The organism is Bacillus sp. FSL E2-8868 (assembly GCF_038005505.1).
In the GTDB taxonomy this organism is placed as follows: Bacteria; Bacillota; Bacilli; order Bacillales; family Bacillaceae_G; genus Bacillus_A; species Bacillus_A mycoides.
Map to the genome: position 1 here is coordinate 147,818 of NZ_JBBOTI010000003.1, position 26,261 is coordinate 174,078.

General features: G+C 35.3%; 27 protein-coding genes, 1 other RNA gene, 1 pseudogene, 1 riboswitch and 1 other annotated feature. Of the genes and pseudogenes, 8 read left to right on the forward strand and 21 right to left on the reverse strand.

Annotation, left to right across the window (positions count from 1 at the left end):
• Positions 1–121: 121 nt before the first annotated feature.
• Positions 122–961 carry an aldo/keto reductase gene (locus NSS74_RS21920; protein WP_002068247.1) on the reverse strand — a complete coding sequence of 280 codons (840 nt, stop codon included), beginning with the start codon at positions 959–961 and terminating at the stop codon, positions 122–124.
• 16 nt (positions 962–977) lie between these two features.
• On the reverse strand, positions 978–2,141 hold the full coding sequence (locus NSS74_RS21925) for an MFS transporter (protein ID WP_195743483.1): 1,164 nt from the start codon (positions 2,139–2,141) through the stop codon (positions 978–980).
• Positions 2,142–2,534: 393 nt separating this feature from the next.
• Between NSS74_RS21925 and NSS74_RS21930 the strand changes: the two genes are divergently transcribed.
• From NSS74_RS21930 to NSS74_RS21940, 3 genes are all read left to right on the forward strand, one after another.
• A complete protein-coding gene (locus NSS74_RS21930) occupies positions 2,535–2,882 on the forward strand; it encodes a winged helix-turn-helix transcriptional regulator (protein WP_000760478.1) in 348 nt (115 codons plus the stop codon).
• Positions 2,883–3,312: 430 nt separating this feature from the next.
• The gene (locus tag NSS74_RS21935; protein ID WP_002016003.1) at positions 3,313–3,753 is read left to right on the forward strand and encodes a DUF1641 domain-containing protein; all 441 of its coding nucleotides are present in this window, start codon (positions 3,313–3,315) and stop codon (positions 3,751–3,753) included.
• Between the two features lie 44 nt (positions 3,754–3,797).
• Positions 3,798–4,976, forward strand: coding sequence for an NAD(P)/FAD-dependent oxidoreductase (locus tag NSS74_RS21940; protein ID WP_002016002.1), 1,179 nt, complete (start codon positions 3,798–3,800; stop codon positions 4,974–4,976).
• Positions 4,977–5,241: 265 nt separating this feature from the next.
• Here the strand turns inward: NSS74_RS21940 and tyrS are convergent, their stop codons facing one another.
• From tyrS to NSS74_RS21965, 5 genes are all read right to left on the reverse strand, one after another.
• A complete protein-coding gene (gene tyrS / locus NSS74_RS21945; RefSeq protein WP_016102246.1) occupies positions 5,242–6,504 on the reverse strand; it encodes a tyrosine--tRNA ligase in 1,263 nt (420 codons plus the stop codon).
• A 57-nt stretch (positions 6,505–6,561) separates the two neighbouring features.
• Positions 6,562–6,778 (reverse strand) — a binding site (T-box leader).
• Between the two features lie 107 nt (positions 6,779–6,885).
• Complete coding sequence (gene murB, locus NSS74_RS21950; protein WP_002034675.1) at positions 6,886–7,803, reverse strand: UDP-N-acetylmuramate dehydrogenase; 918 nt, start codon at positions 7,801–7,803, stop codon at positions 6,886–6,888.
• A 386-nt stretch (positions 7,804–8,189) separates the two neighbouring features.
• A complete protein-coding gene (locus NSS74_RS21955; RefSeq protein ID WP_000573650.1) occupies positions 8,190–8,585 on the reverse strand; it encodes an SET domain-containing protein in 396 nt (131 codons plus the stop codon).
• Positions 8,586–8,693: 108 nt separating this feature from the next.
• Positions 8,694–10,196 (reverse strand): DUF4077 domain-containing protein, encoded by a 1,503-nt coding sequence (locus tag NSS74_RS21960; RefSeq protein ID WP_340814326.1) that lies wholly within the window; start codon positions 10,194–10,196, stop codon positions 8,694–8,696.
• Between the two features lie 34 nt (positions 10,197–10,230).
• Complete coding sequence (locus NSS74_RS21965; RefSeq protein ID WP_002034680.1) at positions 10,231–11,289, reverse strand: endonuclease/exonuclease/phosphatase family protein; 1,059 nt, start codon at positions 11,287–11,289, stop codon at positions 10,231–10,233.
• Positions 11,290–11,508: 219 nt separating this feature from the next.
• Positions 11,509–11,568, forward strand: a riboswitch (Fluoride riboswitch).
• Positions 11,569–11,622: 54 nt separating this feature from the next.
• On the opposite strand from NSS74_RS21965, the gene crcB (NSS74_RS21970) reads away from it, so the two are divergent.
• Complete coding sequence (gene crcB / locus NSS74_RS21970) at positions 11,623–12,027, forward strand: fluoride efflux transporter CrcB (RefSeq protein ID WP_340814481.1); 405 nt, start codon at positions 11,623–11,625, stop codon at positions 12,025–12,027.
• Positions 12,024–12,380 (forward strand): fluoride efflux transporter CrcB, encoded by a 357-nt coding sequence (crcB, locus tag NSS74_RS21975; protein ID WP_012261966.1) that lies wholly within the window; start codon positions 12,024–12,026, stop codon positions 12,378–12,380. The genes crcB (NSS74_RS21970) and crcB (NSS74_RS21975) overlap by 4 nt, the downstream gene beginning before the upstream one ends.
• Before the next feature lie 197 nt (positions 12,381–12,577).
• Here the strand turns inward: crcB (NSS74_RS21975) and NSS74_RS21980 are convergent, their stop codons facing one another.
• The 6 genes and pseudogenes from NSS74_RS21980 to NSS74_RS22005 all read right to left on the reverse strand — a co-directional run bounded on the left by NSS74_RS21980 (position 12,578) and on the right by NSS74_RS22005 (position 15,149).
• Positions 12,578–12,802, reverse strand: a complete 225-nt coding sequence (locus NSS74_RS21980; protein WP_012261967.1) for a DUF3947 family protein — start codon at positions 12,800–12,802, stop codon at positions 12,578–12,580.
• 63 nt (positions 12,803–12,865) lie between these two features.
• A complete protein-coding gene (locus tag NSS74_RS21985) occupies positions 12,866–13,075 on the reverse strand; it encodes a DUF3955 domain-containing protein (RefSeq protein ID WP_002034702.1) in 210 nt (69 codons plus the stop codon).
• Between the two features lie 184 nt (positions 13,076–13,259).
• Positions 13,260–13,775, reverse strand: a complete 516-nt coding sequence (speG, locus tag NSS74_RS21990) for a spermidine N1-acetyltransferase (RefSeq protein WP_002034701.1) — start codon at positions 13,773–13,775, stop codon at positions 13,260–13,262.
• A 137-nt stretch (positions 13,776–13,912) separates the two neighbouring features.
• Entirely contained in the window at positions 13,913–14,317 is a 405-nt protein-coding gene (gene psiE / locus NSS74_RS21995) for a phosphate-starvation-inducible protein PsiE (protein WP_002089513.1), read from the reverse strand.
• A gap of 71 nt (positions 14,318–14,388) precedes the next feature.
• Positions 14,389–14,685 (reverse strand): annotated as a pseudogene (locus tag NSS74_RS22000) (winged helix-turn-helix transcriptional regulator).
• 32 nt (positions 14,686–14,717) lie between these two features.
• Entirely contained in the window at positions 14,718–15,149 is a 432-nt protein-coding gene (locus NSS74_RS22005; RefSeq protein ID WP_002016035.1) for an Lrp/AsnC family transcriptional regulator, read from the reverse strand.
• Positions 15,150–15,316: 167 nt separating this feature from the next.
• Here NSS74_RS22005 and NSS74_RS22010 point away from each other — a divergent pair, with 167 nt between their 5' ends.
• The 3 genes from NSS74_RS22010 to NSS74_RS22020 all read left to right on the forward strand — a co-directional run bounded on the left by NSS74_RS22010 (position 15,317) and on the right by NSS74_RS22020 (position 17,787).
• Complete coding sequence (locus tag NSS74_RS22010; protein ID WP_016102247.1) at positions 15,317–15,898, forward strand: beta-class carbonic anhydrase; 582 nt, start codon at positions 15,317–15,319, stop codon at positions 15,896–15,898.
• A 31-nt stretch (positions 15,899–15,929) separates the two neighbouring features.
• Complete coding sequence (cynS, locus tag NSS74_RS22015) at positions 15,930–16,379, forward strand: cyanase (protein WP_001081567.1); 450 nt, start codon at positions 15,930–15,932, stop codon at positions 16,377–16,379.
• Between the two features lie 127 nt (positions 16,380–16,506).
• On the forward strand, positions 16,507–17,787 hold the full coding sequence (locus NSS74_RS22020; protein WP_016102248.1) for a purine/pyrimidine permease: 1,281 nt from the start codon (positions 16,507–16,509) through the stop codon (positions 17,785–17,787).
• Between the two features lie 51 nt (positions 17,788–17,838).
• Here NSS74_RS22020 and alo read toward each other — a convergent pair whose 3' ends face one another.
• The 8 genes from alo to smpB form a co-directional block, all read right to left on the reverse strand.
• A complete protein-coding gene (gene alo / locus NSS74_RS22025) occupies positions 17,839–19,377 on the reverse strand; it encodes an anthrolysin O/cereolysin O family cholesterol-dependent cytolysin Alo (RefSeq protein ID WP_016102249.1) in 1,539 nt (512 codons plus the stop codon).
• Between the two features lie 567 nt (positions 19,378–19,944).
• Positions 19,945–20,697 carry an iron ABC transporter ATP-binding protein gene (locus tag NSS74_RS22030; protein WP_000590055.1) on the reverse strand — a complete coding sequence of 251 codons (753 nt, stop codon included), beginning with the start codon at positions 20,695–20,697 and terminating at the stop codon, positions 19,945–19,947.
• Positions 20,694–21,758, reverse strand: a complete 1,065-nt coding sequence (locus NSS74_RS22035) for an iron chelate uptake ABC transporter family permease subunit (RefSeq protein WP_002143713.1) — start codon at positions 21,756–21,758, stop codon at positions 20,694–20,696. Before NSS74_RS22035 ends, NSS74_RS22030 begins: the two co-directional genes overlap by 4 nt.
• Positions 21,755–22,771, reverse strand: coding sequence for an ABC transporter permease (locus NSS74_RS22040; RefSeq protein ID WP_002143714.1), 1,017 nt, complete (start codon positions 22,769–22,771; stop codon positions 21,755–21,757). The genes NSS74_RS22035 and NSS74_RS22040 overlap by 4 nt, the downstream gene beginning before the upstream one ends.
• Positions 22,772–22,790: 19 nt before the next feature.
• Entirely contained in the window at positions 22,791–23,804 is a 1,014-nt protein-coding gene (locus tag NSS74_RS22045) for a siderophore ABC transporter substrate-binding protein (protein ID WP_002143715.1), read from the reverse strand.
• Between the two features lie 430 nt (positions 23,805–24,234).
• Complete coding sequence (locus NSS74_RS22050) at positions 24,235–24,912, reverse strand: response regulator transcription factor (RefSeq protein WP_002143716.1); 678 nt, start codon at positions 24,910–24,912, stop codon at positions 24,235–24,237.
• A 382-nt stretch (positions 24,913–25,294) separates the two neighbouring features.
• Positions 25,295–25,649: a transfer-messenger RNA gene (gene ssrA / locus NSS74_RS22055) on the reverse strand.
• Between the two features lie 125 nt (positions 25,650–25,774).
• A complete protein-coding gene (smpB, locus tag NSS74_RS22060) occupies positions 25,775–26,242 on the reverse strand; it encodes an SsrA-binding protein (protein WP_002034685.1) in 468 nt (155 codons plus the stop codon).
• Between the last annotated feature and the right edge of the window lie 19 nt (positions 26,243–26,261).

Consider the following 26,261-nt stretch of genomic DNA (forward strand, 5'->3'; position numbering starts at 1 on the left):
CTACAACCCCTTATAAAATAACAAATTTACTACTATGTATTATTTAGTTAGAAAAGTTTTTTATGCATAGACAAAACAAAAAAGAGTGCAAACTTTTTTGCACCCTTTGAACTTACCTCTATTAGAAATCAAAGTTATCAGGATCTGGACCAACGCGGTGGTTCTGATTTAAAGCATCAATCTTTTCCATATCTTCTTTTGTTAATTCGAAGTCGAATATATTAGCATTCGCAATAATACGCTGTTCTTTCGTTGATTTCGGAATCGTTACAACTTCATTTTGAAGATCCCAACGTAAAATGATTTGCGCTGTTGTTTTACCGTACTTATCAGCAACTTCTTGTAAAGTTTCATTATCTAATAATTGCCCTTGCATAAGTGGTGACCATGCTTCCATTTGGATTCCTTGTTCTTTACAGAAAGCTTGTAGTTCTTTCTGCGTTAAACGCGGGTGATACTCTACTTGGTTAATCATCGGCTTAATTTCCGCACCTTCCAGTACGTCTTTCAGATGATGGATTTGGAAGTTACTTACGCCAATTGCACGCACGCGTTCTTCTTTATAAAGTGTTTCTAACGCTCTCCACGAATCTTTATATTTCCCTTCAACAGGCCAATGGACAAGATATAAATCTAAATAATCTAGTTCTAATTTTTTTAAGCTCTCTTCGTATGCAGCAAGTGTCGTTTCATATCCTTGATCTGCGTTCCACACTTTTGAAGTAATGAATAAATCTTCTCGAGAAATTCCTGCTTCTTTTATACCAGCGCGAATGCCTTCTCCAACTGCTTTTTCATTTCCATAAATCGCAGCTGTATCAATGCTACGGTATCCTTCTTTAATGGCTACTTTCACAGCCTCTACAAGTTCCGGTCCATCTTCTACTTTAAATACACCTAAACCGAACCAAGGCATTTCCACACCGTTATGCAATGTTGTTTTACTTTGTAAATTTTTCATTATATTTTTCTCTCCTTTATTTTGCTTGATCTCTTTTTTCTAAGTTCATACTCCAAGCTGTTAAAATAACAGCGCCTACTACCATAATGCCGCCTACCCAAGCTGTATGAATTAATCCTAACGAGTTCGTTACAATACCGCCCAAATAAGCCCCAAGAGCAATTCCTGCGTTAAATGCTGCAATATTCATTGCTGATGCGATATCAACGGCACTCGGCACGAAACGCTCAGCCAATATAACGACATACACTTGTAGTCCTGGAACATTCATAAACGCGAATAGCCCCATAAAAATAATTGTGATAAGCCCCGCTACTTGAAACGGCGCTGTAAATGTTAATACGAATAATACAATTGCTTGAATAAAGAACATGTAAAATAGTGCACGAATTGGATTATGATTCGATAATTTTCCGCCGACCATATTCCCAATCGCAATTGCAATCCCGTACACTAACAAAATGATTGTAACGGTACTCGATTTAAATCCTGTTACTTCTTGTAATAGCGGAGATAAATACGTAAATGTTACGAATGTTCCTCCGTATCCTAATGCAGTAATGACGAAAACAAGTAAGAGTCTTCCGTTCGTGATAAGTTTGAATTGATCACGAAATGATACTCGTGTACCCTTTTTTAAGTTAGACGGAATTAACATGCTGTTTGCGACTAAGGCAATAATTCCAATGACCACAATCACCATAAAAGATGCTCTCCAGCCAAATTGTTGACCAATAAACGTTCCAATTGGTACACCTGTAATCGTCGCAACGGTTAAACCAGTAAACATAAATGCTATTGCACTAGCACGTTTATTCTCTGGTACAAGTGCAGCCGCAATTGTGGATCCGATCGACATAAAAACGCCATGTGCAAACGCAGAGACAACCCTCGCGATAAGTAACACAGTAAAACTTGTTGCTACCGCTGCAATCCCATTACCGATAATAAAGACAATCATAATCCACATTAATAATGTTTTTCGCGACATACTAGCAGTTAGCGAAGTTAAAACAGGAGCACCGAATGCTACCCCTAATGCATATAAAGAAACGGTTAAACCCGCTGTTGTAACAGAAACATGTAAATCTTCCGAAATAGATGGTAATAAACCGACACTAATAAATTCGGTTGTACCAATTCCAAACGCACTAATTGCTAGTGCTAATAAAGCAAACATACTTCTTCGATTCGTCTGTACCGCTGAAGAAGATACTGTATATGAATTCAATTGAACTCCTCCTTAATGCGAGAAATCCAATCATAATAGTGTGATAAAAAGGCCTTTTTATCTTCTACAAAAATAATGTTACTGCTGATATATGCTATTATGAATGGCTTCACTCTTTTTTTGAAGAACGCACTTTAAAGTACGATAGGTACCAAAAAGTAACATAGGCACTTTTTAGTACCGTACTACTCATTTCCCTCTTACGTATGCTATTATGGAACATATTCAACATGATAAAAAGTACGTACTTTAAAGTGCTATAGGTACTTTTTAGTAACATTTAAATTATTTGGCTTCTTTTGTGGAGAACTGAAATCTACATTCATCAAAGGAGATTTTTATATGAAGAAATATAATATTCCCGTTGAAGCGACTTTAGAGGTTATCGGCGGAAAATGGAAAGTCGTTATTCTTTGCCACTTAACGAAAGGTACAAAGAGAACGAGTGAATTAAAACGTCTCATGCCTGGTATTACACAAAAGATGTTAACACAGCAATTACGCGAATTAGAAGAAGACGGAGTTATTCAAAGAAAGGTATACAATCAAGTACCACCGAAAGTAGAATATTCTCTTACAGACTACGGTTGGTCTTTAGAATCCATTCTTGATTCTCTTTGTACTTGGGGCGAATGCCACCTTGAAAAAAGCGGTAACACATCAATGCTAATTACAGAAGGTGAACAATAAAAAAAGGAAAAAATGAACATAAATTTGTCCATTTCCTCCTTTTTTTCTTTATATATATGTACATTTTTAAGATAGATAAAATAATTTATGCGCTTTCATGCCTTGTCAGTACTAGGTTACAGAATCAATATCAAATAATTAGGAATCATTTTTATGTTAACATACGTGTATATAGTATATAATATAGGATATATATTATATACACTTTCCGATAAGGGAACTTTCCATTATGCGGACAAGCCATGTATCGGACAGTTCATAAATAATAGGTAGGACATTATGGTTTTGGATTTATGATTTCAGCTTACTTGCTGTCATAAATTTAAAGGCATTTTATTGTGCTTTGTGAAACTTTGTATAAAGTTTCATAAGCGTTTACTATCTTACCTATAAAAAATAAGAGTATTGCTATCGTAAAGGAGAATTGGAGATGCCAGAAACTATGACTCAAACAAAGCCAGAACAAGAAACTGTACAAATTTCTGCTAGCCAAGGACAACTTGATGTACTTGATCAGTTGTTAAAACCTGAGGTACAAGAATCATTAACAACACTAGTAGAACAGCTTCCAAAATTAACTGAGCTTGTTAACATTTTAACTAAGTCTTATGACTTCGCTCAAACTGTTGCTACTGATGAAGTATTAAAAAGCGACACTGTTAGTGCAATCACAGAGCTTGTAGAACCTGTAAAAGATACAGTGAAAAGCATGGCTGCAACTGCTATCGAAGCGAAAGATCGTGCTGATGAAAGCAACGAAGTTATCGGCCTGTTCGGTCTATTAAAATTACTAAAAGACCCACAAGCACAAAAAATGTTCCGCTTTGTGAACGCATACCTTCAAATTAGTGCAGAACGTAACAATAAATAATTTAACTTATAACAACAATTAGTAAAGACGGGGGATATCATACTATGTCAAAACAAATTGTCATCTTAGGCGCTGGTTATGGCGGTCTTCTTGCCGCTTTAAACGTACGTAAATATTACAGCAAATCAGAAGCACAAGTTACAGTGATTAACCAATACCCAACGCACCAAATCATCACTGAACTACACCGCCTTGCAGCTGGTAACGTTGCTGAGCAAGCAATTGCAATGCCACTTACAAAGCTTTTCAAAGGTAAAGACATCGATCTTAAAATTGCAACAGTTGAGTCATTCTCAGTTGATAGCAAAGAAATCAAACTAGCTGGTGGCACTACTTTATCTTACGATGCACTTGTAGTTGCTTTAGGAAGTAAAACTGCTTACTTCGGTATTCCAGGACTAGAAGAAAACAGCATGGTATTAAAATCTGCTGCTGATGCAAACAAAATCTACAAACACGTTGAAGACCGTATTCGTGAATACGCTAAAACGAAAAACGAAGCTGATGCTACAATCGTAATCGGTGGTGGCGGATTAACTGGCGTTGAGCTAGTTGGTGAGCTTGCTGACATTATGCCTAAACTTGCAAAAAGCCACGGCGTAAATCCAAAAGAAGTTAAACTTCTTCTTGTTGAAGCAGGTCCAAAAATCCTTCCAGTATTACCAGACCACTTAATCGAACGTGCAACTGCTAGCTTAGAAGCACGCGGTGTTACATTCTTAACAGGTCTTCCTGTAACAAACGTTGCTGGTAATGAAATCGACTTAAAAGACGGTCAAAAAATCGTTGCTAACACATTCGTTTGGACAGGCGGCGTACAAGGTAACCCATTAATTGGTGAATCAGGTCTTGAAGTAAACCGCGGTCGTGCAACTGTTGATGCACATCTACAATCTACTTCTCACAAAGACGTATTCGTTGCTGGAGACAGCGCTGTTGTCTTCTCTCCAGACGGTCGTCCATACCCACCAACTGCACAAATCGCTTGGCAAATGGGTGAGTTAATTGGATACAACTTATACGCAGCACTAGAAGGCAAAGCATTCGAAGAGTTCGCACCTATCAACTCTGGAACACTTGCTAGTCTAGGACGTAAAGATGCTGTTGCTACAATCGGAGCAAGCAATACTCCGCTTAAAGGTTTACCAGCATCATTAATGAAAGAAGCAAGTAACGTTCGTTACTTATCACACATTAAAGGTCTATTCAGCTTAGCATACTAATCTGAATATAAGCCCGAATCATGCCCTGCATGGTTCGGGCTATTTTTATCCCGCTATTTGCGGGCTGATAATCAGTTTGGATGAACAAAATCCCCCACTGATTAAAGTTTCACTTTATCCGTAATTTTCTCTAACTTATTTATTCGGCAAAAGAATAATATAACCTCTTTAATTATCAAAATATACTGACTTTTTTTATGTCAAAATTGTGTATATGAAAAGAGCGGAAGTAGATATCTTCCCTACTTCCGCTCTTTCACAAGAACTATTCTCCTAATTCCACTAAGCTGTAGTTCTTCTTCCCTTTACGAATAATGATGAATCGTCCATCAAATGAATTTTCTACAGTAACATCCCTACTGACATCCGTTACTTTTTCACCATTCATAGATATAGCCCCATTATTAATATCTTCACGCGCTTGACGTCTAGAAGGTTCAATTCCTAAATCAACTAGCCACTCTACGATATTTTTCGTCTCTTTTGAAGATTGGAATGTCGGCATCTCTTTAAAGCCTTGTTCAATTTCATCAGCTGTTAACGACTTAATATCTCCGCTAAATAACGCTGCTGTAATTTTAACTGCCTGTAAAAATGCTTCTTCTCCATGAACGAATTTCGTCATTTCTTCCGCTAATACTTTTTGTGCTTCACGTTTATGAGGCTCTGTTTCTACCTTCGCTGCTAATTCATCAATTCGCTCTTTCGTTAAGAACGTAAAGTATTTCAAGTATTTAATTACATCACGGTCATCTGTATTCACCCAGAACTGGTAAAATTCAAACGGTGTTGTCTTTTCCGGATCAAGCCAAATAGCACCACCTGCTGATTTACCAAACTTCGTACCATCTGATTTTAATAATAATGGAATCGTTAATCCGAATACTTTCGCTTCATGACCTTCTAACTTACGAATTAAATCTAAACCACTCGTAATATTTCCCCATTGATCACTACCACCAATTTGCAATTGAACATCTTCTTTTGTGTATAAATGATGAAAATCCATCGCTTGCAAGATTTGGTACGTGAATTCTGTGAAAGAAATCCCTGTATCTAAACGACTTGCGACAATATCTTTCGCTAACATGCTATTTATGCTAAAGTTTTTTCCGTAATCACGTAAAAACTCGATAATGTTTATTTTATGTGTCCAGTCATAGTTATTTACCATCTTCACTTCGCTATTCCCGCCAAAGTCAAATAGATTTTTCATTTGTGCTGTTAACGCATCTACATTATGCTGCACCACTTCTAACGTTTGTAGTTGACGCTCGGATTGGCGACCACTCGGATCACCAATTGTCCCTGTTGCCCCTCCGATTAAAATAACCGGATGATGGCCAGCTAATTGAAATCTTTTCATCATCATGAACGGAATTAAATGTCCAATATGCATACTATCACCAGTCGGATCCACTCCGCAGTATAGTGAAATCTTTTTCTCTTCTACTAACTTACGTAAACCTTCTTCATCTGTCTGTTGATTCACAGCACCGCGCCATTCTAATTCATCAATAATATTCATCTTTTGTCATCCCCTTTATTTTTTTGAAAACAAAAAAGCCCCTATGTCTACGATAGACATAGGGACGATTATTCACCGTGTTACCACCCAGTTTGCATAAATAGCATAGCTATTCATACCACTCTTAGCAATAATATCGATTGCTAGTCCGCTTAGCGTTACCTAAGATACTCCAGAGTGTAATTCACAAGTTTGTTTGTGCTAGGTTCCAGCAATCCCTAGCTCTCTTTGATAACAGTGACAAACTGCTACTGGGCTCTTTCAACGTATAATTTATTTGTTAAATTATTAGCCATTATATTGAATCAAAATCAAATTGTCAACAATACCCAAATGTTATTTCGAAATAATTCATACTTTTATACGTTTTTTATTCAAAGATTACTGTAGATTTTCTCCAATAATCCTTACTTCTCTCTCTAATTTCACACCGAATTTTTCTTCAACTGTCTTTTGTACAAAATGAATTAAATCGATATAATCTTGTGCAGTTCCGTTATCAACATTCACCATAAATCCAGCGTGTTTTAAAGAAACTTCAACTCCGCCAATTCGCTTACCTTGCAGTCCTGATTCTTGAATAAGCTTACCCGCGAAATTATTTGGTGGACGCTTAAATACACTGCCACATGAAGGATACTCTAAAGGTTGTTTTGACTCACGTTTAAACGTTAAATCATCCATTTTTTCTTTAATTTCTTCACGCACACCTTCTTGAAGCTCAAATCTCGCTTCAAGAATAATGTAATGGTTGTTCGCAAATACACTCTTACGATATCCAAATTCAAATGCTTCTTTCGTTAAAGTACGTAGCTCTCCATCACCTGTCATTACGACAGCTTCTGTTAATACAAACGATACTTCACCGCCGTAAGCACCAGCATTCATATATAACGCTCCGCCAACTGAACCTGGGATACCACAAGCAAACTCAAGACCCGTTAAATTATGATCTAATGCAATACGTGATACATCAATAATTGCTGCACCACACTGTGCTACAATCGTCGTTCCTGTTACAGTAACACCTGTAATATGAATTAAACTTACTGTGATTCCACGAAGACCACCGTCTTTAATAATAACATTCGATCCGTTTCCTAAAAACGTAACTGGAATATTGTATTGATTCGCATACTTTATAACTTCTTGAATTTCATCATAATTCGTAGGAGAAACGAACACATCCGCTTTCCCGCCCACTTTAATATGCGTATGATTCTTTAACATTTCATCTTGCTTCACATGACCTTCAGGCAATACTGTACTTAAATATTTATAAACCTCGTGCATATTCATTTTACGATTCCTCTATTTCTATAATCTTTTTATCCCGCTATATACGGGTCCATAATATCCCCACGTAAAAATGCATTACAGAACAACAGCTAACGTGGTGAATACAGTGTACATAAAGCACACCTATAAACCTCTTAAATTATAAGAGGTTCCACTCATATTAAAATATATATCGCATAATAAAGCAACCCAAATGGGCTACTAAACTTGACATGTAACCATATAGACAACAATTTGTAAAATATATAGGCTTTTCAAAGTAATACCCTTCAATATCTTACTATACCATACGAAAGAAAAGTGGTATTTTTTTGTAATCTTTACTTTATTTTCATCAATAAAAAAGAGCACATCCCACAGAATGTGCCCTTTCTATACTTTTTAACTTATTTTTCGTTCTCTTCTTTTTCCTTATCAAACCATAATAGCTCATCGTCATCAACTTCACCATTATAATTGATTAGAATCTCTTCTCCCGCTTTTATATCTTTGTAAGCAAAGAAGTTAAACGTATGATTCTCGAAGACAATATCATACGTTGCATTCGGATTATATGCATGATTAAATAACATGCCGTATCCTAACAGGAATGCCGTATGATTTACCCCATACTCAAATGCGTAGTCAGCAAGTAACGTTTTCTCAATGTGTTCATGCTGTTCATTCGGATAAGAGATAACTGGTGCTGAGTGTATCAACTCACCCTTTTTAATATCACGAGTTGCAAATACACCTCTATTAAATTCTCCATCACTAAGTTCAGAAGTCTTAACTTCAATCATATGCGTCACCTATATATTTCTTTCTTCGAAGTATTTTTCTCCTTAAGCTTGGCAGAAAATGCGGAGAAAAGCAATTAAATTCCTACCAAGTGGTCTTTTTCATCGATATTACTTTTCTAAAATATCTTCTAGCAACTTCACTTGCTCGCTAACAGTATGTAACGTCTTCACCGATGTATCATTTCGATGCTTTTCTTCTTCAACACTCGCTAACACTTTTTCCGTAGCTGCAGAAGTTTGTTGAATTACGTTAGAAGCATGTGTAACGTCCTTTACGATATTCGTCGTTTTAGCTTGGAAACTTTCTTGATGACCAACAATCTCCCTCATTACATCATTAATCGCATCAATAAACTTCCCTAAATCCGTTACATTCGTCAAAACACTTGCTAACATTTCGTTACATTCTTCTTGTACTCTTTCTGACTTCTCTACCTGCACTTCTACTTTACTTGCTTGATTACTAAACTCCTTCAAAATCCCTTGAATTCTCCCCGCAGAACGATTCGATTCTTCAGCAAGCTTTAATACTTCATTCGCTACAATAGCAAAACCTTTTCCATGCTCGCCTGCCCTTGCAGCTTCAATATTTGCATTTAAAGCTAGCAAACTCGTCTGACTTGAAATATTCGTGATTACATCTACAATTTCATTAATTTGTTTCGATTGTGTCATTAATTCTCTAAATATCGTTCCTGATTGTGAAACAACATCATTTAAACTTCTCATGTTAGCTTCAAAATTTCTTAAAGTATTTACACTACCCTTTGAGATTTCCAAACTTTTATCAACACGCATCGACGCATTTCTTACTTGAGAGATGATTTGGTCAATATTTCCCTCCATATCATTCAATACTTCTACTGAACGTGACATCATCTCTGATTGCGATTGAGTTCCCACTGCTACTTCTTCAAAAGCAAAGTTAATTTCACTCATTGACTCCATCGATGTATTCATATTTTGTCTTAAATGATTGAAATTACTATCTAACTTCACAACAGTTTCCTCAATAAGCCTTTGCGTTTCTTCTAACTCCTGAGCTTTCTTCATCACCGCTTGCTTCTCATCCCTTAAACGAGCCAAAAGATTAGAACCAATCTTTGTGACACCCCACATAGCGATCGTTACAATCGCTAACAAGCTTGCGAAATTTGCAGCTTCAGATGACGCTGTATACGCAAAAAATTGATTTGGCCAATAACTACAAAGTATAAATGTAACAACAACTGCTACCCCGCCAAGAATTAAAATAAGACGTTCACTCAAATAAATAAGTGAAACCGCTAATGTAAAATAGACCATTTGAAATACAGCTGGGCTTTCATTAAATGCTTGTACCATAATGAAAGACATAATAAGTAGCATACATGTCATGATGTATTTATACATTGCTTCCATACTTTCTATAAAAGTAAGCAGCGTTCCAAATACTACGATAGAAATACCACACATCCAAAATGCTATTGCTCTCTCTGTAAAAATATATCCGTAATACCCAATCGCTATTATCCCAAGGAAGAAACTACACATCGTGATAAATAGCAATAAATGATTTTTCTGTGATTCTTTCTCAAGGTTAGAAAAACAAGTTCTCTTTAACCACTCCATATATGAAGCCCCACCTTCTACTCATACGTATCGATTACTTCAGCTTGAATACCGCACTCACTGGGTTATGATCGCTATTTTCAAACTTCAAATCTTTCCCTTGTACATTTACAATTTCAACATTCGGTGAAACGATAAAGCCATCAATAATCGTGACGAAATTTTCACCTTCCACATATTTCTTCACATCATCTCTCACAGTCATAACAGACGGATCTACAGCCCACTTAAAGCCACCATCAGTAAAGTCCTTTGGTAACTCTACTAACCACTCAGGACGCTCTTTCACGAACTTCGGATCACTTAACTGAGCGTTAGAAATTAATTGATTCCAGTCTCCGCCCATTATTACATAATCACCATTTTTATAATGCTTGTTCATATATTCTTTTAAATACTCCACTTGCTGCTTTCTAATTTTTCCGCCTTCATCATAAGCAGACAAATGTAAATTTACGAGTCTAACAAATTTCCCATTATTAACAGGAATTTTATGTTCAACAATCGCTCGGTCTAAATCAAATAAACGCTTTGGCCACGGCTCCATTCCAGGAAGCTGAAATCTCTTCGCTGTTTGAACCGTATATTTAGAAAATGTACTTAATCCAGCTTCAGCATATCCCATTGGACTTGTGATTGGTACAGGAACCCATTTTGTATCATAGTTCTTTCCGAACGAAGAAGCATAATCAGGTAGTCCTTTTTTCAAAAATTCATGCCCATTTACATCAAATGATCGCATTGATTTTATATCTATTTCTTGTAATAGCGCAAAATCACTATTCTCATTTTGTAAAAACGAAAGCATATTCTTTAAGTTAGTTTCCGTTTGTTCTTTACTACTTGAACCAGATCCTTTTCCCCCATCCATAAAGAAGTCTTGATCCTTATCTAGTCCAGCATATCCAATATTAAATGTTGTAACTTTAAATTCATTTCCATGCGCAATTACGCGCTCCTTATTGTTTTCCACCTTCAAGCTTATAACATCAGCCGGCTGTTCTTTTGTAAGTGTCATATAAGCTAAAAACCCACCTACAACTCCCACACCTACTAAAATACATATAAGTACTATTTTTAATAACTTTTTCAAACAAACGACTCCTTTTCTAAAACATACGATTTTACTTTTCTTTATTTTCAGTTAAATAAAAAAATGACAGACATACGAAATATTTTATCACACTGAAAACCTTATATCACTATATTTAGTTTATGAGTAAGGATTCCTTATCTTAAACTATTATATAAATACAAAATGCACCAACTTCTCCACTGGAAATTAAACGCAATGTTTAGTACACTATATGTAATAATCATAGGTGATGGAGTTCGCCATAACCGCTGCTTAGCTAATGACTCCTACCAGTATAACTACTGGTAGGAGTCTATTTTTTTGAGCAAGCTATTTAAAGAGGTGAGAAAATTGATTTATATTATCGTTGGCATCGCTGGCATATTAGGAGCCCTTTCCCGCTATTATTTAGGTCTTACTATTCATACATTTTGGCATCATTCTTTTCCATTAGCTACATTACTCATTAACTTAGCCGGCTGCTTCTTATTAGCATGGCTAACTACGTATATCGCCCGGCTAAACATCTTACCTTCAGAGGTTATCACAGGCATCGGGACTGGATTCATCGGTTCCTTTACGACGTTTTCAACATTTAGTGTAGAAACTGTGCAATTAATCAATCATTCTGAATGGAGCACGGCTTTCTTATATGTATCATGTAGCATACTTGGCGGCCTCATTATGTCTGGACTTGGCTATACACTTGGGGATTTCTTAATTAAGAAACATCTTACGGAAGGTGGTTACTCATGATGGGAGCTTTATTAGTCGCAACAGGAGGGTTTTTCGGTGCGATTACACGATTTGCAATTAGCAATTGGTTTAAAAAAAGAAATAAAACACCCTTTCCAATTGCTACATTCCTTATTAATATAACAGGAGCATTTTTACTCGGGTATATAATTGGCAATGGAGTCTCTACAGAATGGCAATTATTATTAGGAACTGGATTTATGGGCGCATTCACCACATTTTCGACACTTAAATTAGAGTCCATTCAGCTTCTCAATCGCAAAAAAATTTACACATTCCTTTTATATTTAAGTACTACTTACATAATTGGTATCCTATTCGCATTCCTTGGAATGAAGCTCGGTGGAATATAAAAAAGCGACTCTATTGAGTCGCTTTCTTTCATAAGAAGTATGTCCCGCCATATGGAATGGAAAATAAAGTGAAGGCTAATAATCAGTGGGGGTTTTGTTCTTACCCACTGATTATTAGCCTTCACCAATCGGGCGTTTACGGGCAGTTGATCTCCCACCTAACTTCTTTGCTCCTGCCGAATTTTGAGGTGGGAGTTTTACTGCCCGTTAATGCGGGATAAACCCGCTGGATGCACATCGTAATGTACAATTTGCATCGGAGGCTGTGAGTACGACATATACTGTCCTTGCATCATTTGTGCAAAATATGCTTGCTGCTGCATTTGAATCACTTGATTCACAGCATAAATTGTCCCCTGTGCTCCTGCCAAAGTAATAGCCAATCCTACTTGTCTTTCAGGATAACAATAATGATTCACCATTATTCAGCTCACTTTTTATTTTTCTTCCCTATCGTATGTTTCTATTTCATGGCAAGTGTTTTATTACGCTGTCTTGTTTCGAAGCACCGAGAAAAGAGCCACACATAAAATTGCAACAATTCCAGTGAAGGTAAATAAATATGCTAACGGAATTAAGTAAAATGGCTCCACTAAAGTTCCGTCTGGTTTTACTTCCGAACCAATTACATTAAACATAATGATGCATAACACTCCTAAAAATATTGGACTAGAAGCTAATAAATATTTTTTCATAATATATTCTCCTTTGATTTCACAATTAATTTATCTGCATTCCTTTTTACTATTCTCAATACCATCATAATAAGCCCACTAACATTTTAAGTCAACAACTATTTATTGTTTTGCAATAAATAGTTGTTGTTAAACATATTAAAAAAGGCTATAGACAATGATCGTCTATAGCCTTTTCATTCCATTATTTCGTTCTAAAATATTCCTTCTGGAACATGCACATTCTTATCGCATTATGGTAGTTTCCATCAACGAAAAACTCGTCGAGAAGTTCTCCTTCTACCATAAATCCAACCTTTTTATAAACATGTACAGCCTTTTCATTCTCTTTATCAACAACTAAATAGAGTTTATGCATATTTAATACAGAAAAAGCGTAATCCATCGCTAAACGCGTCGCTTCCGCTGCATAACCATGTCCTTGATAATTCGGATCAATAATAATCTGGAATTCAGTTCTTCGATGAATATAATCAATTTCCACTAACTCAACTAATCCAACCATCTCATTATCTTTCTCCAGGATAAAACGGCGTTCACTTTGATCGTGGATATGTTTATCATATAAATCCTGTAGTTCTACAAAAGCCTCATACGGCTCTTCAAACCAATAAGACATAATATGTGCGTTATTATTAAGTTCGTGCACGAACTTTAAATCTTCCCGTTCTAAAGGACGTAACTTTAATTCCTGACTCATTTCTATAACCTCCAAGTAAAATAACCTCTTCACTTAATTTCTCAATTTTTTTCGATTTCAAACGCCCTAATTACATTGTAAACCTTTAAGTAACTTGAAGGTCAAGGTACAAAAAGTAGTGCAAACTTATGTCTGCACTACTCTTTTCTCAAATCTCTCATATTCGATATGTATAAAGCAATAACTAAAACAAGAATGGATCCCGCATATAATAACGTCTCCATCGGTTCCTCATGAGATACAATAATTAATCTAATTAAAGCCGTAATTCCGATATAAATAAAATAACGTAACGGAAAATGATAATTCGATTTGAAATACTTAATAATTAATGCGATAAACTCGAAGTATAAGAAATAGACGATAATACTTTCAACTAATTTATAAGATGTATACTTCTTCGTCGAAAATATGTATTGAATAAAAGTAATCGTTTCATTAATTAAAAAGATAGATAAGACAATGGATAATATGATTAGAGCTATATTTAATATCCATTGCAAGACACTAGCAATAAAATGATCGATGTTAAATGATTTCATTTTCTCTTTAAACTCCCCTTCGTATAAGTACTTGTTCATTATAGCAAACTTACAATTATAGGAGTGTTAAATCATATATGATCGTCCTCTTTCACTATCACCATTAGGATATCTTTGCTTAATATAGTTGCCTCCCCAATCGCAAAGTACTTTTAAAACTTCTTTTAATGATTGTCCCTGTTTCACTCAACTTTCGGTGGTACTTGATTGTATACTTTTCTAGACACAAGCCCATCTTTTTCAAGCTCTTTCAATTGCTCAGTAAGCATTTTTTGCGTAATACCAGTTACCAATCGTTTTAACTCGCCCGTTAATGCGGGATAAAAATCAAACGACTTTATTATCTCTATACAAATAGGGATTAGCAAATAATGTTACTATAACCTCAAAAAAAGAAATCTTATTTTAACTTTCCTATTGATAAGTTAACACGATAATTCCCATACTTTAATAGTCGCCCCAGAAAGTTATCCAATTCTTCATTAGAAGCAAAATGTGTTTTTAATAAATAACATCCCTCACCGCTTATACGGTCTACTTCAGAAATCCCTTCTTCTTTTTGAAAGAAATTCATAAACTCTTGATGATTAGCTGTTGTTACGAATAAAGTAACAAATGCAGTCACTACTTGTCCTAATTTGATTCGGTTTATTGCGATTGTATATTGTTCAATAATCCCTAAATCCTCTAATCTTCGAATTCGATTTCCTACAGCCTGCCCCGTCATATGTATTTTTTGACCAAGTTCTTTCCATTGTATTCTTGAGTTTTCTCCTAATAATTTCAGTATCTCAAAATCTGTTTGATCAATGATATAAACCAATCCTTTCATCGTGAAAGTAGAAAGCCAGAAAGTGTTTCGCCAACTTATTCTGCTTGTCGATACAATTCACTATACTTAGTTTATCCTCTTACATCACATTGTTTATCAGTTATATTTACTTATAACACAGAGGACGCAACAAAAGAATACATCTAGATTTAAAGGAGGTTACAAATATGTTATTACAAGAGATTTTATCGTTCAATGAACAATTTGTAGAAAATAAAGAATACGCTCCTCATGAAGCGACAAAAATGCCTAAAAAACGTATGGTTGTTGTTTCTTGCATGGACGCTCGTTTAATTGAGCTACTTCCAAAAGCTTTAGATATACACGATGGTGATGCAAAAGTTATCAGAAATGCAGGTGGTAAAATTGCTTCTGCTTTCGATAGTGTTATGCAAAGTGTTGTCGCATCAGTATATGATCTAAATGCAGATGAAATCTTCCTTATCGGACACCAAAGATGTGGTGCGAGCCAAACTAATCCAAAAGGAACACTTCAAAAAATATTAGATCGTGGAGTAGCTTCACCAGAAATTTTATCAGCGATTGAATATGCTGGTGTTGACCTTGAAAAATGGTTATTTGGATTCGATGATGTCAACGGTTCAACTCAAGCTAATGTTGATTTAGTAAGAAATCATCCACTTATTCCAAAAGATGTTCCTGTACATGGTTTAGTTATTGATCCTCACACAGGTAAATTAGATTTAATAGTTGATGGATATAAAGCATTAAATGGTATGAAAAATTAATTATTACTTAAATGAAGGGAAGTTATTAGATATGAATAGACAAGAAGCTACGCAAAAAATTATGGAAGCAAAAATTGCAAAAGGTTTAACATGGGAAGAAATTTCAAAAGTAAGTGAAAACTCTGAGACTTGGGTTGTAACAGCGTTATTAGGACAAGCTACAATGACACGTCCAGAAGCAGAAAAAATCGGTAAACTATTAGAATTAGATGAAGAAGTAGTTCAAGCATTAACAGTAGTTCCACTTAGAGGTCAAGTAATGCAAATGCCTCCTACTGACCCAATCTTATATCGATTATATGAAATGATGTTACAATACGCACCAACTCTTAGAGAATTAATCCTAGAAAAAGCTGGCGAAGGTGTAATGAGTGCAATTAACTTCAATCTAGGTGTGGACACACAAGAAGATCCAAAAGGTGGCGACCCTCGTATCGTGATTACACTTAACGGGAAATTCTTACCGTTCCGTACATGGTAATTAATTAAAAATCTATTTATATAATTAAAGTAATTTTATAGATTTACAAAATCCATCCTTTTTAATCTAGCTGTGTAGAAAGGATGGATTTTTACTATGAGATTCTTTTTATACGAGGGAGAATAATATGAATAAAAAATACGTCGATACGAGCTTTAGTATTCTACAGTGGTTTGTGTTTTTATTAGCAAATGCAATTGCATTGCCTATCATTATTGGTGGCATATTCCATTTATCAATAGAAGATATCTCAACATTAATGCAACGAACTTTTTTAGTTGTAGGAGTAAGTTCATTTATACAAGCATGGTTTGGGCATCGCTATCCCATAGCGGATGGGCCAGCCGGCTCATGGGTAAGTATATTTGTCATATTGGGACAAGTCGCTATGCATCAGGGACAAAGTGCAAAGGATGTATTACAACTTTTAGAAGGTGGATTAATTATTGCAGGTATATTACTCTTCGTCCTTGGTATAACAGGGCTTGTTCATCGAATTCTACGTTTATTTACACCCTTGGTTACAGGAACTTTTCTTTTAATATTATCTCTTCAGCTTAGTGGTGTGTTACTAAAAGGAATGATGGGATTACAAGGAGCTGTAACTCATCCTGATTATACAACGGCTGCTATTGCGCTCTTTGTTTTTGCCCTTATTACTTTCTTATCAATTAAAGGGAACGGATGGATGAAAAGTTACGCTGTGTTACTTGGAATTTCATGTGGTTGGCTTTTGTATGCTGTATTAGGAAAATCATCTCATATACCTTCACACACACGGTTAGTTAAGTTACCAGAGCTATTTTCTTGGGGCACACCTAGATTAGATATTGGAATGGCTCTAACTGCAACTTTATTTACATTTCTTTTAGTTGCAAATACAATCGCTGCTATTTCGGCTGTAAAACAAGTGGCTCCGTTATCTAAAGAAAATGAAAAGCAAATACTGAACCGCGGCGTGTGGGCCGGAGGTATATCGCATATTATCTCGTCGGTGTTTTCTACAATTGGAATTGTACCATTACCTGCATCAGCAGGATTTATTCAACTAACAGGACAAAGAAAAGGGAAGTCGTTCCTTATAGCAAGTCTTATATTAGCAGGAATTTCTTTTATTCCTTCAATTGTAAACTTTATATCCTTGCTACCAGGTCCTATTGCTAATGCCGCACTTTTAGCAACATTTGTCCAAGTAATAGGCATTTCATTCCAATCCATTTTACGTGAAGAATTAAATCAACGCCGATTAACTATATTAGGAATTTCATTATTAATCAGTTTGGGTATAATGTTTCTTCCAGAAAGTGCATTTAGCGGAATTCCTTCTTCCTTACAATATGTTTTAAGTAATGGATTACTTGTGGGTACCATGCTTGTCATTCTATTGGAACAGTTTTGGAAAGAGTAAAATTTGTGACTAAGTAAAAAAGCGCCCTGCTTACAGGGCGCCTTTTTATACCTAATGACTAATACTAGCAGTTGGGTATAATGTTGTTCCTCCAATTGAAACTTTTATTTCATTTGTTAATGGAACATTTTGTTCATTAATAATTGTTCTCCACCATTCCCATGCAAGACCAGTACATTCTCTTGCTACGATTTTTATATTTTTTGAATTTGGTGGAAGAGGGATAACTGTAGAGTAATGAGCCGTTTTGTCTTTGCCGCTACCATCCCATGTTTTATGTGTTAGTACTTCTTTACCATTTTGATCAAATGTGAATTCATCCCAAGATACATCAAATTGCGCAACGTAAGCACCGTAATGATCCAGTATCATTTTAGCACTTGAATATTCTGTAGTTGTCGTCTCGATATAATCTGTATTGTTATGAACAGCAGCAGTTGCATTATCTTTTAAAAAAGTACTTGTATATGAAATTGGATATGCTGGATTTTTAAGACTTAATTCAGCATTATCTTTAATGATATTTCGGATTTCATTGAAATCTTTAGTAACAACCTTGTTATGCTCTTTCGCATCTCCGCCTAATACTACAGCAGTAAAAGTACTTTCTTCAAAAATATCTTTGTACTGTCCACTCGTTTCGACGCTGTTATTCTTAAGTAAGGCTTTAAAAGCAGCTTGTACATCTTTGCTCTTAGATGTTGTTTCTAATTTTACATAAACAGTTCTACCATAAGCTACATTTGAGACCATAACAGGTGGAGCCGAATTACTTACACCTTTACGAGTTAACTCACCAAAAGTAACACTATTATCAAAAAGATCGGATGGATTGTTAGGTAGTTCAGCACTTACGGTATAAAATATTTGCTTATATGCCGCTACCATCACTTTCTTCTCTCCATTTGCAACCGCATTAAAATCGATGTTTAGACTGTTATCGAGATATTTAGCGTTAACGTTAAGGGCACTTGCGATTTGTGATTTACTATAAACCATAGATTCTGTATACTGCATTCTTGCAGGTAACGTATGTGTTTTAGAATACTTTTCATTCCAAGTAGATACTAAATCATCTACTGCTCCAGCCACATTACCATATGTCGGATTTTGGACAGTAATTGTATTTTCTTTTCTCATGCCAGGTAAGTCTATACTAATATTTAAAGGCTTTCTCTTAGCCACTAATAAACTCGGTTGATTGTCTGCAAAAGCTTTATTTGCAAGTTGTACCGCTCCTGGATACGTACGATTCACCACAGAATCAATAATCGAAATATCGACTGGTGAAGTTGTAAGTGATTTTTTCTCGCGTTCCACTACTACAAATTTACCATTTGAATTGATACTTTCTTTCGGAACAAAACTCTCTACCTTATCACCATTTACAGCTAAAACCTCTTGATTATTATATTTAAGGCTTGCTATACCAGTATCAATGCCACTAGCATTTTTGGTTACATCAGTTGCATTACCTACTTGTGTTTCTGCGAAGGAAATAGATGAATAATTAATAGTGCATAGACTAACTAATAAACACGCAAGGAACTTTCTTCTTTTAGTGTTTTTCTTAATATTCAGAAAAATCACCCCGTTCTTTTTTTAGTAAGATATGATAATGATTGATAAATGATAGCTAACTAATAAACCTACATAAATGCTTTCAAAAGTTCTTGAATTAACGGGATTACGCCACCTACAAATTTCAAAACTGCCATTGCGATTTCCATATTATTTCCTCCTTTTTTATTGCTACGAAAATGTGATTTATCTTTATGCCCTCATTATAGTGACCCCTTACACTTTTATCAATACACTCTTATATGCAATATTACATACAAAAAAAACAAGCTGAATTCTTATAAAAAGTTATACAGAGATAAATTTTTCGTTTGGTAAATACTTGAAAACACAAAGCGTTCCTTTGCATTTCATGAGTAATTTACAAGTTTATTGTTGGAAGCATCGCAGGACCGGAAGTAATGAAATACATGCAGGACTGTTACGAGCAGCCAGAAATATTAAGAGTTATCATGGGCAACCGCATAAAAAAAGCTGCTGCCTATAAAATACAGACAGCAACTTCAACTAGAGTAGCTGGCATGATTTACGCAAGCTACAGTATTTTTTTGACATACTCATTTTTACACTTTGTAACTAATAAACAGCGATTGGCCCATAAGGACCATTGATAATTTCTATTTTTGTTTCAAAAATATCTGTCAAAATTGTTGGGTCCATAACCTCTTCTACTGTTCCAAAAGCAGCAATTTGTCCATCTTTCATAGCACAAATTTTATCAGAGTATTTAGCTGCAAAATTTATGTCATGCATAACAGTCAAAATTGTTCTTCCAAATTCATTAGCCGCGCGTCTTAAATGCTCCATCATTTGAACAGAACGAGCAACATCAAGGTTGTTCAGAGGCTCATCCAAAAGTACATACTCAGTCTCTTGGCACAATACCATCGCTACATATGCCCTTTGTCTTTGACCACCAGAAAGCTCATCTAAATATCTATTCTCTAAACTAGTTAAATCTAGGAAATCAATATATTTAGAAATGATAACTTCATCTTCTTTAGTTAATCTTCCCTTTGAATAAGGAAAGCGCCCAAATCCAACTAGTTGTCTAATCGTAAGCCTCGTTACAAAATGATTTTCTTGTCGCAATATAGTCAAAATTTTCGCTAAGTCTTTTGATTTGGATTCAGAAACATCCATATTCGCTACCTGAATTTGACCTTCATCCATATCTAAAAGTCTTCCAATCATCAAAAGTGTCGTAGACTTTCCAGCGCCATTTGGTCCAATTAAAGAAGTAAAGCCCGCTTTTGGTATTTCAATATCCAAAGGTCCTATTTTTACCTTATCAGTATAGAACTTTTTAACATTATCAATTTTTATCATAAAGCCCTCTTCCTTAAAACTATAGTTAAGAATACTATTCCACCAAATAATTCAATAATAACTGAAACTACACCTTGAGCATGGAATACATGATACATTAAAAAGTATGCACTCGTCATTATCAAAAATCCTATAGCAAAAGCCATTGGGAAAATATATCTATGATCATAAGTTGACGCCGCTTGATAACTCAAAGTTGCCACTAAAAATCCGTAGAAAGTAAGTGGTCCAATTAGAGCTGTTGAAATGGACATCAAAATAGCAACTAATACAAGCGTATAAATTACACTAGGTTGATATTTAACTCCAAAAGAAGTAGCAACATCCTTTCCTAGTGACAAAACATTCAAATTCTTAGAATGAGCAAAAATTAATACTGCTACAATTATGATCATAGGAATTACAATAGGAAAATATGCAGGATCTGCATGATTAACAGAACCAAATAATTTCGCTTGTAAAATATCAAACTCTGAAGGCGCAAGTAGCTTTCTCATAAAAGTTGACACAGAATTTAGTCCGGTACCAATAATAATTCCAACTAAAAGCATAAGTTGTAAATTCCCGTATTTACCGGAAAGTAACCATCCATAAAGTATCAAACTCATGAAGACCATAACAACAACTTGGAATACAAACGATCCAATTCCATTAAAGTTTATTAATGCACTAGCACCAAAGAAGAATATTGTACTCGTATGAATTGCTGAATAAAGTGATTCGAAACCTAAAAGCGAAGGAGTAATAATCTTATTGTTCGTAATAGATTGGAAAGCAACTGTCGACAAGCTATGGCAAACTGCAGCAATAATCATCGCAACAATGGCTATTATCCTTCTCTTAACAACTGGGATAAAAGAAGGTGAATCTATCGGAACTGGATTGTTATAAACTAAAAGTCCATATGAAGAAAGGAGACCTAAAGCGATCAATGTTATCAGTACAATCCAATAACGTCTTGCTTCCTTCTTAGAACGAAAAGCGCTAGCTGATCTACTTTCATTATGAAGGCTAGAATCGATTTCGACATTTTCTTTATTTCTATAGTCTAATGTGATCATCGTAGCCTCCTTGGTTTTCTTTTTCTCAATAAAATAGTAATAAATACGACTGCTCCCACTGTTGCAAGTATTAAAGAAACAGGTACTTCAAAAGGCTTTATAATTGTTCGAGAAATGATGTCACAGGCAGTTATTGTCCCCATTCCGATCACACATACCCAAGGTAAATTACTCCTAAGATCATCTCCCCTAAACATTGAAACAATGTTTGGAACAATTAATCCCAAGAAAGGTAAGTTTCCAATAACAGCTGCAACAATTCCAACTGCAACAGAGATAAGGCCAGTCCCAAAAAGAACAATTCTATTGTAATTAACTCCAAGGCTTGTTGCGACATCTTCTCCTAGTCCAGCTAGAGTCAATCTATTAGCATACATAAAAATAAGCACAGTAACGATAACAATCAGCCATAAATATTCATATCTTCCCACCTGAACGGTAGCAAATGAACCTACGAACCAAGTTTCAATACTTTGCGTCATTTGAAAAAGGAGTCCCAAAAAAGTAGACACTGCAGAAATAACTGCTCCAAGCATCAATCCAATAATCGGAACAATTAAAGACGAACGAAGTTTAACTCTTCTTAAAAATAGAAAGAAAATCATAGTTCCTATAAAAGAAAAAATGATTGCACCAGTCATTCTTTGAACTAACGTCGGGGCAGGAAATAATAAATATACAAAAAGCAGGCCTAAGCCTGACCATTCAATAGTCCCCGTTGTAGTAGGTTCAACAAAACGATTCTGTGTAATTAATTGCATTACAAGCCCTGCCATCGCCATTGCAGCTCCAGTAAGCATTAATGCAACTGTTCTCGGAACACGAGTTATGAAAAACATCTCCATTCCGTCCTCTTGTCCACGTATATCATAAACTCCAGTAAACAGTGATATAATCCCTAAAATTGTAACAACTATAATCGCTATTATAAAAGGTTTTGTCCATATTTTATTGTGATTATAAAACTGGGGTTGAGAAATATTCTCAACCCTAGAAATCATATTTTTTGACACTGTTTCGTACTCCTTTACACTACTTAGCTAAAGTTTTTGCGATATTTCCAAATAACTCTATATAAGTCTGAATTGATTCATTTGTGTAAGTATCTGCTGGTGCATAAACAACTTGTTTTTTAGAAACAGCAGTTGTGTTTTGAAGAGCTGGTGATTTAGAAATAACATCTTGAGCAGGAGCTGAAGTAGCAGCATCAGATGTTGCAGCATCACGATCTAATACGAAAAGCCAATCAGGATTTGTTTGTGCAATAGCTTCAACAGAAACGTCATCACCTTTATGACCTGCAGTAGAATTAGCAACTTCTAGTGCTGGAGTCCAACCGAAAATTTCATACATCGGTCCCCAAACGCGACCAGAGTGCGGCGCAGCAAAACCAATATTTCCACCAGTAACAATAACACTCATAACTTTATCTTTTCCATTATAAGCAGATTTTACTTTTTCAATAGATTTATCAAAATCAGCTACTACTTGTTTAGCTTCTTTATCTTTATCAAAGATTTTCCCTAAAGTAATTGTAGAATCTTTAAGTCCTTTTACTAAGTTTTCGCCAGGCTTAGTAGCTTTTTCAGAAACATCAACATTAAGATCAATAACAGCTGCATTTGGCACTAATTTTTTGATTTCTTCGTAATGACCAGCAAATCTTTGACCAACGATTACAAGTTCAGGGTTTGCCGCTGCAATAATTTCAAGATTTGGTTCGCGGTGATTCCCAATATTTTTAACTGAATCATCTTTTACATATGCTGAATCTGCAGGCATTACATCCTTTGGAGCAGCCGCTAATTTAATTCCCCAATCAGCTAAAGTTTCAAAAGTTCTATTATCTAAAGCAACTACATTCTTTGGATTTACAGGGACTTTAACAGTTCCATGTGCATCAGTGATTTCAACTGTTTTTGGCTTATCACTACTATCACCTTTATTAGCTTTCGAAGTTTCCTTACTTGAATCTGAGCAAGCCACTAACATTAAAGTGAAAATTGCTAAAATACTTACTAATTTTAAAAGCATAGTTTTTTTCATACGTATACTCCTTATAATGTAATTTAGTTCGAAAATGATAACGTCCATAGATTAAATTAGATAGTAACTTTTATGTATCTAAATTGCTATTGATAATCATTTTCATTTGAACATCCTGTTAATAAGTATAGTCATTAATTATGTGAAAATCTTGTGAATGGTGTGAGTTAATAAAATTAAACATACATTAGATACAGTCTCATCTAATGCGCACCAAAGTCATCCCCCACACGTACTAATCAATAGATTGGGCACCTTATAAACCATGATTTCTACTGCAAAAAAAATGCCCATGAATAGCTAATTTTTCATAATCCATTGCCTGGTAGCAATCTTCTTTTTATAGTTTCCGTCTTTTAATATTTCACAGAAACTATTTGATTATCAGGTTTAATAGAAAAAACTGTACTTTACCTATTATCTTATTTTATCATTCAATCATTGAATAGCCCCTGCCATGTATCGTTTGAATATATCTATCTCTCTTCTCGCACTTTAACTTTTTTCTTACATACCCAATATATAAATCCACTACATTGGGATTGACTACTACGTTATATCCCCAAACCTGGTTCAAAAGCATTTCACGGCTCAATATTGTATTTTTATTCTTGATTAAAAATACAAGTAAATCGTACTCGCGCTTAGTAAGCGTGAGATTTTTACCACCTTTTTTTACAATATGGCTAGATGCATCAACAAAGAGATCTTTAAACTGAAAAAAGTTTGTCTCATTTTGCTGGATACAGTCACTTCTCCTTAAAATAGCTTGAACCCTTGCTACTAATTCTTCTTTCACAAATGGTTTTCTAATATAATCATCTGCTCCTGCTTGTAGCCCTGCTATGCAATCCTTGCTAGAAATATTGTCGGTCACAATAATTATCGGTGTCGTTTTAACAAGTCGTATTTGTCTACAAATTTCTGGCCCCGATATACTTAACGAATCCCAATCCAATATGATAATATCCCAATCTTGTTCATATACTATATTTAAACCTTGGTTTTCATTGTGAAGTTTTAAAATGAAATAGCCCTCTTGCGTTAGACCGCTTACGATTTTCTTTGCAAAAGACCGTTCATTCTTAATTACTAACACCTGCTTCACCGATGGTTCACCTCTACTTCAATATAACTTAGTTGGATAAAAAGTTATCCCCAAAAAATAATTTAAGACTTATAAATATTAAATCCCTAAAAAAAGCCGTTATAACGGTTTATTAGGAGAACTCTATATAATCTTACAATAGATATGGATGAAAACACAAAATATATGAAGATTTAAATACATATTATTTAATCATTAAGAGCAACTATATTATCTAGTTGCTTATTATCAATAACTATTCATTCAGTTTCTGTTTCAAGGGTACCGTCCTCAACTTAAGCATTTTATAAAACCACAAAACAAAAAGAACCATCCCCCCGCCACTCTGGCAAAGTTATGGTTCATATCATACAAAATAAAAAACCACCAAACAGTTATGTATTGGTGGAGACGGTGGGAGTCGAACCCACGTCCAAAAATATCGGCACTTAAGCTTCTACGAGTGTAGTCGATATATTAGCATTTCGCGAACTCTTCGGCCTATCGACAGGCTTCCAAGTTGCTAGTCTGATTGTTCTCTTCCTTCGCCCTCAGACGGCGAACTCCGGCGTAGTCCACTTAGTTTGAGTCCCTTACCCTACCACATGGACGATGGAGGGAGGAACCTTTAGTGCAATTAAGCAGCTAAAGAAAGATTGTTTTGTTTGCCAATTATAGGCTTTGACGTTTTAACGAGGCCGATCCCCTCGACTCGCAACCTAAGCTCGAACTATCCCTGTCGAATCCGTAACGTCCCCATGATAAAAATGGAGCATACGAAGAAATATCGTGATAGCTACTAAGAGCTGTTTTTCAATGTGCAACAATCTTACATAAGTTATTATATCATACGCGCGCCGTTTTACAAATGTAAATATCTGTATTACATCTTTTGACGATCACGGAACACGCGTGCAATTTCACGTTTAGCTTCTTTCTCTTTTAAATCGTGACGCTTATCATATTGCTTCTTACCTTTTGCTAAACCAAGTGCCATTTTCGCAAATCCATTTTTCAAATAGATTCTAACTGGAACTAATGCATATCCTGTTTCTTTTGCGTAACCTGCTAGCTTATCAATTTCTTTTTTATGAAGAAGTAACTTCCTTGTACGTAGCGGATCGTGATTGAAACGATTCCCTTGTTCATATGTATTAATATGCATATTATGAACCCATACTTCACCGTTATGTATACGTGCAAACGCATCTTTCAAGTTCACGCGTCCAGCGCGAATCGACTTAATTTCCGTTCCTTGAAGGACAAGCCCTACTTCGTATGTTTCTTCGATGAAATAATCATGAAATGCTTTTTTATTTTGCGCAATAACCTTACCTGTACCCTTTGGCATATAACGTCCCTCCTCTATT

Excerpts from the sequence above, each read along its gene's own strand:
- NSS74_RS21920 (WP_002068247.1), bottom strand. The coding sequence starts at position 961 with ATGAAAAATTTACAAAGTAAAACAACATTGCATAACGGTGTGGAAATG.
- NSS74_RS21925 (WP_195743483.1), bottom strand. The coding sequence starts at position 2,141 with ATGTTTGCTTTATTAGCACTAGCAATTAGTGCGTTTGGAATTGGTACA.
- NSS74_RS21930 (WP_000760478.1), top strand. The coding sequence starts at position 2,535 with ATGAAGAAATATAATATTCCCGTTGAAGCGACTTTAGAGGTTATCGGC.
- NSS74_RS21935 (WP_002016003.1), top strand. The coding sequence starts at position 3,313 with ATGCCAGAAACTATGACTCAAACAAAGCCAGAACAAGAAACTGTACAA.
- NSS74_RS21940 (WP_002016002.1), top strand. The coding sequence starts at position 3,798 with ATGTCAAAACAAATTGTCATCTTAGGCGCTGGTTATGGCGGTCTTCTT.
- tyrS (WP_016102246.1), bottom strand. The coding sequence starts at position 6,504 with ATGAATATTATTGATGAATTAGAATGGCGCGGTGCTGTGAATCAACAG.
- murB (WP_002034675.1), bottom strand. The coding sequence starts at position 7,803 with ATGAATATGCACGAGGTTTATAAATATTTAAGTACAGTATTGCCTGAA.
- NSS74_RS21955 (WP_000573650.1), bottom strand. The coding sequence starts at position 8,585 with ATGATTGAAGTTAAGACTTCTGAACTTAGTGATGGAGAATTTAATAGA.
- NSS74_RS21960 (WP_340814326.1), bottom strand. The coding sequence starts at position 10,196 with ATGGAGTGGTTAAAGAGAACTTGTTTTTCTAACCTTGAGAAAGAATCA.
- crcB (WP_012261966.1), top strand. The coding sequence starts at position 12,024 with ATGATGGGAGCTTTATTAGTCGCAACAGGAGGGTTTTTCGGTGCGATT.
- NSS74_RS21980 (WP_012261967.1), bottom strand. The coding sequence starts at position 12,802 with ATGGTGAATCATTATTGTTATCCTGAAAGACAAGTAGGATTGGCTATT.
- NSS74_RS21985 (WP_002034702.1), bottom strand. The coding sequence starts at position 13,075 with ATGAAAAAATATTTATTAGCTTCTAGTCCAATATTTTTAGGAGTGTTA.
- speG (WP_002034701.1), bottom strand. The coding sequence starts at position 13,775 with ATGAGTCAGGAATTAAAGTTACGTCCTTTAGAACGGGAAGATTTAAAG.
- psiE (WP_002089513.1), bottom strand. The coding sequence starts at position 14,317 with ATGAAATCATTTAACATCGATCATTTTATTGCTAGTGTCTTGCAATGG.
- NSS74_RS22005 (WP_002016035.1), bottom strand. The coding sequence starts at position 15,149 with ATGAAAGGATTGGTTTATATCATTGATCAAACAGATTTTGAGATACTG.
- NSS74_RS22010 (WP_016102247.1), top strand. The coding sequence starts at position 15,317 with ATGTTATTACAAGAGATTTTATCGTTCAATGAACAATTTGTAGAAAAT.
- cynS (WP_001081567.1), top strand. The coding sequence starts at position 15,930 with ATGAATAGACAAGAAGCTACGCAAAAAATTATGGAAGCAAAAATTGCA.
- NSS74_RS22020 (WP_016102248.1), top strand. The coding sequence starts at position 16,507 with ATGAATAAAAAATACGTCGATACGAGCTTTAGTATTCTACAGTGGTTT.
- NSS74_RS22030 (WP_000590055.1), bottom strand. The coding sequence starts at position 20,697 with ATGATAAAAATTGATAATGTTAAAAAGTTCTATACTGATAAGGTAAAA.
- NSS74_RS22035 (WP_002143713.1), bottom strand. The coding sequence starts at position 21,758 with ATGATCACATTAGACTATAGAAATAAAGAAAATGTCGAAATCGATTCT.
- NSS74_RS22045 (WP_002143715.1), bottom strand. The coding sequence starts at position 23,804 with ATGAAAAAAACTATGCTTTTAAAATTAGTAAGTATTTTAGCAATTTTC.
- smpB (WP_002034685.1), bottom strand. The coding sequence starts at position 26,242 with ATGCCAAAGGGTACAGGTAAGGTTATTGCGCAAAATAAAAAAGCATTT.